Origin of the sequence: Mycobacterium sp. 852013-50091_SCH5140682, assembly GCF_001665685.1 — a bacterium.
Taxonomy (GTDB): Bacteria; Actinomycetota; Actinomycetes; order Mycobacteriales; family Mycobacteriaceae; genus Mycobacterium.
In genome coordinates, this window is the sequence record NZ_LZTB01000107.1 from 1 (window position 1) to 605 (window position 605).

Annotated in this window: 1 protein-coding gene; it reads left to right on the forward strand. The window is 62.0% G+C overall.

Annotated features, from left to right (window positions below; all coding sequences use genetic code 11):
• Positions 1–603, forward strand: a 603-nt coding sequence (locus A5784_RS28115) for a sugar phosphate isomerase/epimerase family protein (protein WP_064948156.1), incomplete at its 5' end; no start/stop codon positions are given.
• Positions 604–605: the final 2 nt, after the last annotated feature.

The following is a 605-nucleotide window of genomic DNA, read 5'->3' on the forward strand; positions in this document are numbered from 1 at the left end:
TGGAAACGCGTCATCGAGATCACCGTCGACCTGGGCGTCAACGTGATCAACACCGAATTCTCCGGCCGACCCGAGAAGGCCGAGGAGTCCGAGCGGGCGTTCTTCCGGTCCATGGAAGAACTGCTGCCGATCATCGAACGTGAAGGTCTCGACGTGCGGATCGACCCGCACCCCGACGATTTCGTCGAGGACGGCTTGGAAGCGCTGCGCATCATCCGCGGAGTCAACTCGCCCAACATCGGCATGGTGTACGTGGCGTGCCACACCTATCACATGGGTGGCAACATGTCCGAGATCATCCGGACCGCGGGGGAGAAGCTGCGGCTGGTGCATGTGGCCGACACCATGGACCATCACCGCAGCCATGGCCTGCGGTACATCACCAATCCGCCGGGGAATCCGGTGCGGGTGCATCAGCACCTCAAGATCGGTGACGGCGACATCGATTGGGACGAGTTCTTCTCCGGCCTGGCTGGCATCGGTTTCTACGAGCGGCCCGACACGGTCATGGTGTCCAGTGTGTTCGCCGAGGACGAGACCGCGCATGAGGTGTCGCGCTACCAGTTGGCCACCATGACCGATTACGTCGCCAAATACCGCTGAGT